Source organism: Candidatus Kryptobacter tengchongensis (assembly GCF_001458555.1).
Taxonomy (GTDB): Bacteria; Bacteroidota; Ignavibacteria; order Kryptoniales; family Kryptoniaceae; genus Kryptonium; species Kryptonium tengchongense.
The window spans coordinates 17,501-30,966 of sequence record NZ_CZVH01000011.1; the positions used below are offsets into that span (position 1 = coordinate 17,501).

General features: G+C 36.1%; 11 protein-coding genes (1 of these 11 cut by a window edge). All 11 read left to right on the top strand.

What is annotated here, in order from left to right; genetic code table 11:
- On the top strand, positions 1–1,459 hold the 3' portion of the coding sequence (glgP, locus tag AT685_RS00420) for an alpha-glucan family phosphorylase (RefSeq protein WP_072151093.1). The gene continues 662 nt to the left of window position 1, outside the view; the window shows 1,459 of its 2,121 coding nt (coding positions 663–2,121); its start codon lies off the left edge, out of view; the stop codon is at positions 1,457–1,459.
- 54 nt (positions 1,460–1,513) lie between these two features.
- Positions 1,514–2,038 (top strand): single-stranded DNA-binding protein, encoded by a 525-nt coding sequence (locus tag AT685_RS00425; protein ID WP_072149869.1) that lies wholly within the window; start codon positions 1,514–1,516, stop codon positions 2,036–2,038.
- A gap of 24 nt (positions 2,039–2,062) precedes the next feature.
- Positions 2,063–3,346, top strand: a complete 1,284-nt coding sequence (locus AT685_RS00430; RefSeq protein WP_072151094.1) for a hemolysin family protein — start codon at positions 2,063–2,065, stop codon at positions 3,344–3,346.
- Positions 3,339–3,767: a methylmalonyl-CoA epimerase gene (mce, locus tag AT685_RS00435; protein WP_072151095.1), complete on the top strand. Its 429-nt coding sequence runs from the start codon at positions 3,339–3,341 to the stop codon at positions 3,765–3,767. Before AT685_RS00430 ends, mce begins: the two co-directional genes overlap by 8 nt.
- Positions 3,757–5,583 (top strand): excinuclease ABC subunit UvrC, encoded by a 1,827-nt coding sequence (gene uvrC / locus AT685_RS00440; protein ID WP_072151096.1) that lies wholly within the window; start codon positions 3,757–3,759, stop codon positions 5,581–5,583. The genes mce and uvrC overlap by 11 nt, the downstream gene beginning before the upstream one ends.
- A gap of 147 nt (positions 5,584–5,730) precedes the next feature.
- Entirely contained in the window at positions 5,731–6,513 is a 783-nt protein-coding gene (locus AT685_RS00445) for a hypothetical protein (protein WP_143713052.1), read from the top strand.
- 617 nt (positions 6,514–7,130) lie between these two features.
- Complete coding sequence (locus AT685_RS00450) at positions 7,131–7,832, top strand: DUF4159 domain-containing protein (RefSeq protein ID WP_072151098.1); 702 nt, start codon at positions 7,131–7,133, stop codon at positions 7,830–7,832.
- Between the two features lie 12 nt (positions 7,833–7,844).
- Positions 7,845–11,225, top strand: a complete 3,381-nt coding sequence (locus AT685_RS00455; protein WP_072151099.1) for a DUF4175 family protein — start codon at positions 7,845–7,847, stop codon at positions 11,223–11,225.
- Positions 11,226–11,364: 139 nt separating this feature from the next.
- Positions 11,365–11,928: a 2-oxoacid:acceptor oxidoreductase family protein gene (locus AT685_RS00460; protein WP_081040498.1), complete on the top strand. Its 564-nt coding sequence runs from the start codon at positions 11,365–11,367 to the stop codon at positions 11,926–11,928.
- On the top strand, positions 11,925–12,215 hold the full coding sequence (gene porD / locus AT685_RS00465; RefSeq protein ID WP_072150342.1) for a pyruvate synthase subunit PorD: 291 nt from the start codon (positions 11,925–11,927) through the stop codon (positions 12,213–12,215). The genes AT685_RS00460 and porD overlap by 4 nt, the downstream gene beginning before the upstream one ends.
- 25 nt (positions 12,216–12,240) lie before the next feature.
- Positions 12,241–13,466, top strand: a 1,226-nt coding sequence (locus AT685_RS00470; protein WP_081040499.1) for a pyruvate ferredoxin oxidoreductase, incomplete at its 3' end; no start/stop codon positions are given.

Consider the following 13,466-nt stretch of genomic DNA (forward strand, 5'->3'; position numbering starts at 1 on the left):
CCACTTCAGAGATATAACAAGCAAAGTTTATGGGGGCGATTCAACAACAAGAATCTTTCAAGAAATAGTCCTTGGAATCGGCGGAGTAAGGCTTTTAAAAGCAATGGGGATTGAACCCTCGGTATTTCATTTAAATGAAGGTCATAGCGCCTTTTTAACGCTTGAACTCCTGCGAGAAGAAATTAACAAAGGTAAAACAATAAAGGAAGCTGAAAAAATCGTAAGAGAAAAATGCATATTCACAACTCACACCCCTGTTCCAGCTGGACACGATAGATTTACACCCGATCTGATTGAATATGCACTTGGTGAATTCATAAAATCACTTGGAATTTCGTTAAAGGAATTTCTCGCTTATGGCAGAATTCACCCCGATAATGACCAAGAAACATTTTGTATGACCGTCCTTGCTTTGAAACTCACAAGAAATGCAAATGCAGTAAGCGAGCTCAATGGTATAGTTAGCAGAAAAATGTGGCAACCCCTTTTCAAAAGCAAATCCGAAAAAGATGTGCCCATTGGACATATAACAAACGGAGTGCATTTACCAACATGGTTAAGTAAAATCGCATTTGAATTTTGGAGGAAAAAATTAGGCGATAAATGGTATGAGGAAATTGAAAACCCTAAACTTTGGGAAAGCGTCCTTGATCAAAACTTTATAACAGACGAAGAAATATGGGCAATAAGATATGAACTGAGGCGAAACCTCATAGAATTTGTGAGAGAAAAGTTCCTTGTCCAACATTTGAAAATGGGTCTTGATTCAAGAATCAACATAAATATGATTCTTTCCCCAGATGCGCTCACGATTGGATTCTCAAGAAGGTTTGCAACATATAAAAGAGCTCCTTTAATTTTTTACGACATTGATAGGGCAAAGAAAATTTTCAATGATAAAACTAAACCTATCCAGATAATTTTCTCTGGCAAAGCACACCCAAGAGATGACGCGGGGAAAGAATTCTTGCAAAGAATTATCCAAATCTCAAAATTACCTGAATTCTATGGCAAAGTTATCTTCCTTGAAAATTATGATATGAACATAGCAAGACATCTCGTCTCTGGATGTGACCTGTGGCTTAACAACCCAAGAAGACCACTTGAGGCAAGCGGGACAAGCGGACAGAAAATAATTTTAAATTTCGGACTTAACTTCAGCATACTTGATGGCTGGTGGAGGGAAGCTTACAATCAAATGAATGGGTGGGCTATAGGAAAAGATGAATCCATTGAAGACCCGAACATCCAAGATAAACTTGACGCTGAATCACTTTATCAAACGCTTGAAAACGAAATCATCCCGGCTTTCTACAACAGAGATGAAAACGGAATCCCCAGGGAATGGATTAAAAAAATTAGATATTCAATTGCAACGATAACCTATTTCTTCAATACTAACAGAATGGTGCGTGAATATGCCGAAAAATATTACAAGCACCCCATCCTTGTTTATTAACATTTTATTCCATATCTTAATTTTAGAATTTCAAATAATGGAGGTTAACTTATCATGGCACGCAGTTTAAACAAAGTTATGTTAATTGGTCATGTTGGCGCTGATCCTGAATTAAGATACACCCCAAGCGGTGTCCCAGTTGCCACATTTAGAATTGCAACAAATGAAACATGGCGTGATGCCGAAGGGAATATGCAGGAAAGAACGGAATGGCATACAATCGTTGTGTGGAGAAAACTTGCAGAGCTGACAAATGAGTTGCTCAAAAAGGGAAGTAGAGTTTATGTTGAGGGTCGGCTTCAAACCAGAACTTATGAAGATAAAAACGGAATTAGAAGAACTGTTACGGAAATCGTCGCAGATGATATAATTCTGCTTGAAGCAAGGACAGCACCATCTGAATTATCCACTCAACTTCAGCAAAAAACAGCACCAGTTGAACCAACAGATGAAATAACAACACCTGATATCGCTGAAATTGAAACATCCGAAGAAGAGATTAAAAATCCCGAGATTCCTCCTGAAATTTCAGATCAATCAACCCCTGAAAAAACTAAAGATGATGAATTGCCATTTTAATAAAAATCCCATCTGACTTTAACGATGTTTTATGACGTGTTTGTTTTTCTGGTTATCATTTTAACCCTGCTGATACTCTCCGGGCTCGTCTCAGCTTCGGAAGTTTCACTTTTCTCCCTTCCCTCTGAAACTTTGGAAAGATTTTCAAAGAGTAAAATAAGAACACACAAACTTATCGCAAAAATCCTTGAGCATCCTCAAAGATTGCTCATAACAATCCTGATCTCAAATAACTTTATAAATGTCGGCATTGCTCTTCTCTCAACGCTTTCCGCCTTGAGGTTAAGCTACGCAATTAACATAAATCCAGAATATGCTGTTTCAATAAGCATAATACTTGTAACCGTCCTTGTCCTCTTATTTAGTGAAATTATCCCAAAATTGATTTCCTCTCAAAACCCAGAAAAAGTTGCTCTTGTCGTTTCCCCACTGATAAATTTTTTCTCAATAATTCTCTACCCGATTGTTGAACTTTTTCTAATAATTACAAACTCATTCAAAAAAAGAATCCCGATTTCAAAAGCAGATCTTTTGATTGAAGAAATAAAGCCACTGATTGAGCTCGGGGGAAGATATGGTGTTATCAGAAAAGAAGAGGAAGAGATAATTAAAAACCTACTTCAATTCCCCAATAAAACTGTCAAAGATGTGATGACCTCACGGGTTGATATGGTTGCAATTGAGCTTAACACCGAGCTAAAACAAATAATCAAAACAATAAAGGAATCTGGTTTCTCAAGACTTCCAGTGTATCAAGAACAAATTGATAACATCGTTGGAATTTTATACGCAAAGGACATAATTCAATTCATCAGGAACAAAACCGCAAGAAAAAAATTTGATATTAAAAAATTTTTAAAAGAGCCAATTTTCGTCCCAGAAACAATGAAACTTGAAACATTGCTTCAAGAGTTTAAACAAAAAAAGATGCATATCGCAATCGTCGTTGATGAATTCGGTGGGACAGCTGGACTTGTAACACTACAAGATATAATAACCGAAATTTTCGGCGAAATAGAAAGAGAAGAAGCAGAAGAAAAAACCTTTGAAAAAATAAACGATGATGAGTTCCTTGTTGACGCTGGAATTACAATTGAAGAAGTTAATGAATTGCTCGGAATAAACTTAAAAACAACAAAGAGCGATTATGATACCATCGGTGGTTTTATACTTGATATAACTGGGAAGATTCCAAAGGAAAAAGATGTTATAAATTATGAAAACTTACGATTCACTATTGAAAAGGTTGAAAATAGAAGAATTAAAAAAATAAGAGTTGAAAAACTAAAAAGTCAGGAAGATGTTTAAAAAAATATCACACATTGCCATTGCTGTAAGAAATCTTGAAGAGGCGATAGAAACATTTTTAAAACTCACGGGCGCCGAAAATTACCATATAGAAACAGTTGAAGATCAAAAAGTTCGGGTTGCGGTTTTGAAAGTTGGTGAATCAAGAATTGAGCTTACAGAGCCAACATCACCTGATTCCCCAGTCGCAAAGTTTATTGAAAAAAGAGGTGAGGGAATTCACCACATAGCTTTTGAAGTTGAAGATATTGAAAAAGAAATTGAACGAGCAAAAATTAACAATTTTCAGCTTATTGACACAAGACCAAAACTTGGCGCAAATAATTGCTTGATTGCTTTTATTCATCCGAAATCTGTTAACGGCGTCCTCGTTGAATTAACACAAGAGAAGACAAAAGATAAAATAAACGATGGGGAATGAACTTGAAATAAAAATCCAAAATTTACCACAACTCCCAGGCGTTTATCAATTCAAAGATGCAAACGGAAAAGTAATTTATGTTGGTAAGGCAAAAAATTTAAGAAATAGGGTAAGAAGTTATTTTGCCAAATCTCAACCCTCAAACCCCAAACTTTCAGCCCTCGTCTCAAAAATTCGTGATATTGAGGTCATAGTTACTCCCTCTGAAATTGAAGCACTCATCCTTGAAGCAAATCTTATAAAAAAACTCAAACCACGATACAATGTAAGCTTAAAAGATGATAAAAGTTTTCCATATATCGTCGTCACAAATGAGCCGTTTCCTCGTGTTTTCTCAACAAGGAAAATCAAAATGGACGGCTCTAAATACTTCGGTCCATACACAGACGCCTATTCACTCAAACAAACTCTTAAGTTAATACGAGAGATCTTCATGGTTAGAAGTTGTAAGTATTACATTGATGATGATGTGATTCAAAAAAAGAAAATCAAAGTATGTCTTGATTATCACATAAAAAAGTGCGGTGGTCCTTGCGAGGGACTCGTTTCAAAAGAAGAATATAATAAAATGATTGAACAGGTTATCCAACTTCTAAATGGAAAAATTGATAAACTTGTTGAATCGTTAAAAGCACAGATGGAAAAACTTGCGGAGGAACTAAAATTTGAAGAAGCAGCAATTTTAAGGGATAAAATTAAAGCGCTTGAAATTTACACAGCAAAACAAAGCATTGTGAGCATTGAACCAATTGATAGAGATATTTTTGCAATTGCATACGAAGATGAAGACGCATGCGGTGTTTTATTCAAAATAAGGGATGGAAAACTTATAGGAAGTCAGCAATTTTTTATGACAGGGGTCGCATACAAAGAAGAAAAAGAGATAATTGAAACTCTAATAACTCAATACTATTTAAACTCGGAATATATCCCAGCTGAGATTTTAATCCCAACGCAAATTGATAATTCAACTTCAATTGAGATGTGGCTTTCGGAAAGAAAAAATTCAAATGTTAAAATAAAAACTCCTGAAAACGAGGATGAATCTCGCCTTGTATCCATGTGCAGAATAAATGCGAAATATCACCTTGATGAATACAAAATCCAAAAAATGAAAGCAAAGGAAGAATTTGCACCTAATCTTCTAAAAGCATTGCAGAAAGAATTACATCTTGATAGATTACCAAGAAAAATTGAATGTTTTGACATCTCAAACATTCAGGGCTCAGATATCGTTGCATCTGTTGTCGTTTTTGAAAACGGTAAACCAAAGAAAAGCGAATACAGAAAATTTAAAATTAGGAGTGTCTCTGGAAAACCTGATGACTTTGCAAGCATGGAGGAAGCCATTGAGAGACGATACTCACGACTTTTAAACGAGGGTGGAAAAATGCCAGACCTTATTGTAATAGATGGCGGAAAAGGTCAATTGTCCTCAGCTATAAAATCGCTTGAGAAACTCGGAATTAAAAATCAGCCGATAATAGCAATTGCAAAAAAATTTGAGGAAATTTACTTTCCAAACATTGACTTCCCACAGTCTTTACCAAAATCATCACCCGCACTTCATCTGCTACAAAGAATTAGAAACGAAGCGCATCGCTTCGCAATCACATTCCATCGTGAGGTCAGAGCAAAACGTATCCTTTCAACCCAACTTCTTGGAGTGAAAGGAATTGGAGAAAAGAGGGCAAAACTTTTACTTTCAAAATTTGGCTCAATTGAAGGAATTAAACAAGCACCAATTGAAGAACTTGAGAAAATAGTTGGCAAAAACATCGCAAGAAATTTAAAAGAATTCCTATCAAAAGAATAAAACACAAATTTTACAATGACGCAAGTCCAAGAAAGTATCATAAAGACCCTGATTTATTTTTCTATTTTTAAACATCCGCTGAAAATAGATGAATTACACAAATTTCTTCTTTTTCAAAGATGCACAATTGACAAATTAAAAAGCGAAGTGAAAGAACTTAAAAAAGCTGGCAAAATTTTTGAAATAGATAACTTTTTCCTCATTGAAAACGATAAAAACTGGGTATTGAACAGAATTAATGGAGAAAAACTTGCCCCAAAATTCTGGAAGATAGCTCAATTCATGGCTCACATAATAAAAAGATTTCCATTTGTAAGAGGAATTTTCATTTCAGGTTCCCTTGCAAAATGGAATGTATCAATTCACACCGATATTGATTTTTTCATAATAACAAAACCAAAAAGGCTCTGGCTCACCAGAAGCGCTTTAATTGCTTTTAAAAAAGTTTTCCTCTTAAACAGAAAAAAATTTTTCTGCTTAAATTATTTTATCACCGATGATCATCTTGAGATTGAGGATAAAAACATCTTCACCGCACTTGAGATCGCATCTGTCAAGCCCATATTTAATTTTGACCTATATTTAGAATTTCTTAAATCGAACTCGTGGATAGAAAATTTCATCCCAAATTTTACCTTTACCCAAATTCCAAAATTGATCTCAAAAAGATTTCCAATCTCCCAATCACTTTTAGAAAAACTTATTGAGCTTCCCTTTAACAACAAGCTTGATAAAATTGACCTTATTTTAATGAGAAAATGGGAGATGATTTGGAAAAAGAGATATCCGAACTTAACAGATGAAGAAAGAGATTTAATGTTTAGATGCAGACCGCATGTTTCAAAAGCACATCCAAATAATTTTCAAAGCTTTGTTTTGAAAGAGTATGAAAACAAAATAAAAATCTTTTTTAGCGAACCTGAAGGATAAATTTTATCATTTTGAATTTTTCAACTCACCCCCTTTAATCCCCCTCTCTAAATTTTTAGAGAGAGAGAGTAAGGGGTGAGTCAATCACTTATCAGGCTTGTGCTTTCTGGCCAACGGCACTTGCCTTGTCATTGCGAGGGAGCATAGTCCCTGAAGCAATCTCTATTTCAACTCACCCCCTTTAATTCCCCCTCTCTATTTATAGAGAGGGGGTCAGGGGGTGAGTAAATCTTTTCCCTTCTCTAAATTCTTAGAGAGGGGGCAGGGGGGTGAGTTAATCCATCAGCAGGCTTGTGCTCTTTGAACAATCAGCCTTACTCCCTCATTGCAAGAGATGAAACCCGAACACAATTTATATTTTAACTCACCCCCTTTAATTCCCCCTCTCTATTTATAGAGAGGGGATAAGGGGTGAGTCAATCTTTCCCCCTCTCTAAATTCTTAGAGAGGGGGGCAGGGGGGTGAGTCAATTCAAGTTGTCATTGTTATAATAGACACGGGCGAATCTAATACAATGATAGAATCTTTATTTGCCCCCTTAAATTAAACCCTAATTTGACAATTGGGCAAAACTTTTCTAAATTTCCTGTGAAAGCAAACTAAGAAAACTATTCAAAATGAGAGATAAAACAGCTCAAATACTTTTGATTTTTTTCCTTGCGCTTTGTTTAACATTTATTCAGGTTAATCGTTATTCAACTGCACAGGAGATTTATCAATCAAAAAGTGCTTTTAAAATCGGACGTTTAAAATATCGTGGTGGGGGAGATTGGTATAACGATCCCTCAGCTGAGGTAAATCTCTTGAAATTCATCAAAGAGAACACAAATATTGATGTCATTCCAGTTTATGAGTTTGTTGATATAGCAAGCGATAACATTTTCTCTTACCCTTTTCTTTTTATGACAGGGCATGGCAATATAACTTTCAACGAGGATGAAGCAAGAAGATTAAGAACATACCTTGAAAACGGTGGGTTTCTTTACGCTGATGATGATTATGGCATGGACAAATCCTTCAGGCGAGAGATAAAAAAAGTTTTTCCAGATAAAGAACTTGTTGAATTACCATTCTCTTATGGGCTTTTCAACTGTTATTTCAATTTCCCAAATGGAACTCCTAAAACTCACGAACATGACAATAAACCACCGCAAGCATTTGGAATTTTTCACAACGGGCGACTTGTCCTCTTATATACTTACGAATCAAATCCAAGCGATGGCTGGGCTGACCCTGATGTCCACCACGATCCCGAAGAAAAAAGACAGGAAGCTTTAAGATTCGGAACAAACATAATCGTGTGGGCTTTGACAAACTAAACTTTAACAAAGATGAACGAAATTTATTTACAGATAAAATCAAAACTTGAACGCCTAAGAAAATCCCTTGATATTGATGAGTTTAAAATAAAATTTTCACAATGGCTCATCCTCGTTGCATTTTCGCTAATTTTGATAGGTTTGCTTGAATTAGAATTTTATTTTCCTTCGCCAGTTAGAAAATTAATTTTTTATTTCGCCAGCCTCACTCTTGTGTTAAGTTTCGGTTTCTATGTTCTCCCACCAATTTTGAAAATTTTGGGCTTGATAAGATCAAAGGATGATTTTGAGCTCGCAAGATTTGTATGGGCAAAATATCCAGAAATCGGAGATAAACTCATAGATGCATTACAAATTTATGAACAAAAATTTAATCCCAAAGCCCCATATTCAATTGAATTAATTGATTCTGCCTTCACACAGCTTGCCAACGAAATTTTAAAAGTTGAATGGGATAAGATTGATAGTTCAAAACCTAACAGGAAACTTTTAACCTCGTTTTTAATTCTCGGCGTCTTTGTTTTAACTTTTTCATCCTTGCCCGAGTTAAGAAATTCATTTATCAGGATTTTAAACTACGATAAAAAATTTATAAAACCCGAGGATTATATCATCAAGGTTGAACCAGGTGATACAACCATTGCGAAGGGTGCAAATGTCAAAATTAAAATTTATGCAATACCACAGAAATTAAATCTCCCTTCACCCTCAGAAATAGAACTATACCTTGCACAAGAAGGGGTGAAAAACTTTGAGCTTAAAAAGGTCAAATCGGATAAATTCTTCACAGGTAAATTTGAATATGAAATTTACAACATCAGGACATCAGTTGAGTATTTCGTCAAACTCAAAGATTTGAAGACAGAAAAGTTTAAAATTGATGTAATTGATAAACCTGTCGTGAAACTTTTAAAAATCAAGCTTTCATATCCATCTTACACAGGATTTATGCCGATTTACCTTGAAGATAACTTTGGAGATATAACAGCAATATCTGGGACGATCGCAAGGTTTGAGGTATTGTCAAATAAGGTGCTTGACTCAGCGAAAATTGTTTTCAATGATGGAACCGTTTCAAATCTTTTTGTCTCGGGGTCAACAGCAAGGGGAGAAATAAAACTTTTGAAAAGCGGGACATACCACATTGAGTTAAAAAGCAAAGATGGATTGAAAAATGAACAACCAGTTGAATATAAAATCAGTATAATACAGGACGAATATCCGAAAGTTCAGATATTAAGTCCAGAAAAAAGCATTGACATATCCCGTGATATGCAGGTTGGCATTCTTGCAAGGATAAGTGACGATTTTGGATTTACGAAGTTAAAACTTGCCTACAAGTTGAGCTTTTCACGATATATCAAAGCGTGGGATGAGTTTAAATTCATTGAAATACCGATCAATAAAACCTTGAAAGAGCAAGAAGTTCCGTATTTATGGGATCTATCAGATCTTGAACTTGCACCGGATGATGTTGTGAGTTATTACCTTGAAGTTTTTGATAACGACATCGTAAGTGGTCCTAAGCCTGCACGAACGGAAATTTACACGATTAGATTTCCGTCCCTTAATGAAATTTTATCTCAAGTTGAGCAAACGCAAAGCGAAATTTATCAGGATATAAAGGATATTTTTGAAATGGCTAAAAAGTTGAGGCAGGAAATGGATGAGGTTGAGAAAGATTTGAAAAAAGGCACTTTGAAACCAGACTGGCAAAGACAGCAACAAATTCAAAATATAGCGAAACAATACGAAGAACTTCAAAACAAGATAAAAGAAACGAGCCAGAAACTTCAGGATTTAGTTCAAAAGATGGAGGAAAACAGGTTAATCTCACCCGAGACGCTTGAGAAATATATTGAACTTCAAAAGTTATTAAATCAGCTTGACATACCTGAATTGAAAGATCTCATGAGGCGATTTGAACAGGCGATGCAAAACATAAATCCAGACTTGATAAGGCAAGCACTTGAAAAGTTTCAATTTTCCGAAGAAAACTTTAGAAGAAGTATAGAAAGAACTTTAAATCTTCTCAAGAGAATTCAAGTTGAGCAAAAATTAAATGAAATTTTGAAACAGACGGAACAGCTTATTGAGAAACAGGAGGAGTTGAGAAAGAAAACAGCACAGGTAAATCCAGAGAACAAGGCGCAGCTTAAACAGTTAAGCGATGAGCAAAAAGATCTGAAGGAAGATATGGAAAAACTTGAAGAGAATCTTGAAAATTTAAAAGAGAAGATGAAAGAGTTCAAAAATGAAATGCCACTTGATTCACTTGAAAAGATTCTAAACGAGATGAAAGAGCGAAGATTTGGTGAAAAGTTTGAAAGGGCTGGTGAAAGAATAATGTCTGGAAATTTAAAGGAAGCAACGCAGATGCAATTTGAGCTTTCACAGGGGCTTATGCAAATGCAAAGTGGTTTACAAACCCTTCAACAGCAACTGATGCAAAATCAGCAGAGGCAGATAATCTCAAAAATGCAAAAAATTCAAAAAGACCTTCTTGCGCTTTCAAAAGAACAGGAAGAGATAAAACATGAAACTCAAAAATCTACGCAGGGCTCTTCAAGACTTCGGGAACTTGCACGAGAGCAAATGGACCTACTTTCAGGATTGAACTCTGTTGCAAATGAGATGATTGAACTCTCACAGAAAACCTTTGCCATAACCCCTGATATGGGAAAGGAAATTGGATCGGCTCTAATGAACATGCACAGGGCAATTGAATCGCTTTCTGCAAGGGATAACTTAGGAGCATCAAGTTTTCAGAACGAAGCGATGAACTCGCTAAACAAAGCTATAATACAGCTTGGCAATGCAATGCAAGCAATGATGCAAGGCGGGGCAGGTGGTGGGTTGCAATTTTTACTTCAACAGTTAAATCAACTTGCAATGCAACAACTTGGATTAAACCAAGCTACCCAAGAACTTATGCAGCAACTTTCACTTCAACAGCAAGCAGAGATGGCCAGGTTAGCAGCTCAACAAGAGATCATCCGGAAATCTCTTCAGGAATTGATGAAAGAAGCGGAAACTTCTGGAAATAGAAGCAGAATTCTTGGGGATTTAAATAAAATTGCAGAAGAGATGAAAGAAGTTGTAAGTGACCTTGAGTCAGGGAATTTAAATGAGGAAACGATAAGAAAGCAAGATAGGATTTTATCCAGGCTTCTTGACGCGCAACGCTCAATCCACGAACGAGACTTTGAGAAACGGCGTGAATCAAGACCCGGGCAAAATATCACAAGGCAAAGCCCCGCGGAGCTAAAGCTTGATGAAGAAAAAGAGAAAATCTTCCAAGACCTCCTTAGATCAATTCGCGAAAACTACCACAAGGATTACGAAGCCCTTATAAAGAAATACCTTGAACTTTTACGCTCCCTCCAGCAATAGTTGTTTCACTTTGCCACTATTTGAAATTTTTGAGACAAATTTAAACCTTCACAATTCTAAAATTAATTGATTTATAATTTTTATGTCTTGGCACGATTTTTTATTTATTTGTTTAAAAACAAAATCAAATCAAAGGCATATGATTGAAATCCGATGGCATGGTCGCGGAGGACAAGGAGCTAAAACAGCTGCGATGCTATTTGCAGAGACAGCAATTGAAGAGGGTAAATTTGCACAAGGTTTCCCTGAATATGGTCCCGAAAGGATGGGCGCACCAGTAAAAGGTTTCACAAGAATTGACAATAAACCTATAAGAATTCACAGCGGAATTGAAAATCCTCAAGTAGTGGTAGTCCTTGATCAAACGCTGCTTGAAACAATTGATGTAACAGAGGGAATGCCAGATGATGGAATTTTAATCATCAACACCGAAAAAAAACCTGAACAAATACGAAAACAGTTTGGAATAAAAAAGGGCAAAATATATACTGTAAATGCAACAAAAATAGCACTTGATACAATAGGAAGACCAATTCCAAATACTGTTATGCTTGGTGCGTTGATAAAAGTTACAAATGTTCTTGATCTGGATACACTTTTGAAGAATATAGTTAAAAAATTTTCTAAAAAATTCAGCGATAAAGTTGTTGAAGGCAATGTTCAAGCAATAAAAAAAGCATTTGAGGAGGTAAAAGGAGAATGAGCGAACTAAAAAAATGGTTTGAACTCCCAGTCGGAGCTGTGATTGATGAGCCAGGAAGTGCTATGAAGTATAAAACTGGCTCTTGGAGAACATTTAAACCCGTCATTGATAAATCAAAGTGCAATGATTGTTTAATTTGCTGGATTTATTGCCCCGATAATTCAATAATTGTTCAAGATGGCAAACTTATCGGATTTGATTATGACCATTGCAAGGGTTGTGGGATTTGCGCTGAAGTTTGCCCGGATAAGAGCAAAGCAATAACAATGGTCCTTGAACATCAATAATCAAAAAATTTTTCAGGAGGTAAAAATGAAAGTAATGGCTTTGACCGGGAATGAAGCCGTTGCAGAAGCAATGAGACAAATTAACCCAGATGTTGTTGCAGCATATCCAATCACACCACAAACAGAATTGATGCATAGGTTTACAGAATTCGTCGCCGATGGACTTGTTGATACAGAAATGGTTCTTGTTGAATCTGAGCATAGCGCATTAAGTGCAACAGTTGGGGCAAGCGCATCTGGAGTAAGAGCGATGACAGCAACGAGTTCGCAAGGACTCGCTTTAATGTGGGAAATACTTTACATTGCAGCTGGATTGAGATTGCCAATTGTTATGCCTGTCATAAATAGAGCTCTAAGCGCACCTATAAACATTCACGGTGACCACTCCGATACTATGGGAGCAAGGGACTCGGGGTGGATACAACTTTTCTCGGAAAATGCCCAGGAAGCATACGATAACACAATCATCGCATTAAGAATTGCAGAACATCCCGATATTCTCCTTCCAGTTATGGTAATGATGGACGGATTCATAATAAGCCACACCATGGAAAGAGTTGAAGTCCTTGATGATGATGTTGTTAAAAGTTTCATTGGTGAATATAACCCAAAATATAAACTTCTTGATGTTAAAAATCCTGTAACGGTGGGTCCGCTTGATCTTCAAGATTACTATTTTGAGCACAAAAGAGCACAAGCAGAGGCGATGGAAAATGCTTACAAGCTCATAAAAGAAATTGACGAGGAATATTACAAAATCAGCGGAAGAAAATATGAATATGTTGAGCCGTATGAAATTGACGATGCAGAGATTGTTTTGATTTCACTTGGTTCAACTGCTGGAACGATAAAAGAGGTAGTTGATGAACTTAGACTAAAAGGCTTAAAAGCTGGTGCCTTAAAGATAAGGCTTTACAGACCATTTCCAAAGGAAGAGATAAAAGAGCTCCTCTCAAATGCGCTTGTAGTTGGAGTTATGGATAGAGCAATTGCTTTTGGGGCACCATGTGGACCAGTTTGCCTTGATGTTAAGGCAACTCTCCAAGGAACACGACTTGCTAATCTTCCCATCGTTAACTACATTTATGGACTTGGTGGAAGGGATATAACTCCAAAAGATATTGAAAAAATTTTCAATGAACTTGAAAAGGTCAAAATCTCAGGCGAGGTTCCCAATCTCCCATGTTATATTGGCGTCCGCGGTGAGGAAGATTATACAGAACAAAAAATGAAATTTAAAATTAAAAATTA